Consider the following 283-nt stretch of genomic DNA (forward strand, 5'->3'; position numbering starts at 1 on the left):
CCAGGAGCCGTTGAGGCTGGTGGCGGTGAAGGAGCGGAAGTAGCGCTGTTCGTTGGCGCCGCGGGCTTCGACGATCATGAGGTACTGGTTCTGGCCCTGGACCTTGTAGACCTGGGGGGCCTCGAAGAGGTTCTTCACGGTATCGGTCATGACGGTGGTGTAGGAGGAGCCGAAGTTTCCGGGGAAGTTGCCGATGGGCATGCTCGCGCGGTAGATGCTGCCGTTGTCGCCGGCGAAGAACAGGTACATGTTCTGGTCGTCGGCGATGAGGGTCTGGTCGATC

Annotated in this window: 1 protein-coding gene; it reads right to left on the reverse strand. The window is 61.8% G+C overall.

What is annotated here, in order from left to right; translation table 11 throughout:
- A partial coding sequence (locus tag PUR71_RS30580; protein WP_329930416.1) for a non-reducing end alpha-L-arabinofuranosidase family hydrolase occupies positions 1-283 on the reverse strand: 283 nt, incomplete at both ends.

The organism is Streptomyces sp. SP17BM10 (assembly GCF_036322405.1).
Taxonomy (GTDB): Bacteria; Actinomycetota; Actinomycetes; order Streptomycetales; family Streptomycetaceae; genus Kitasatospora.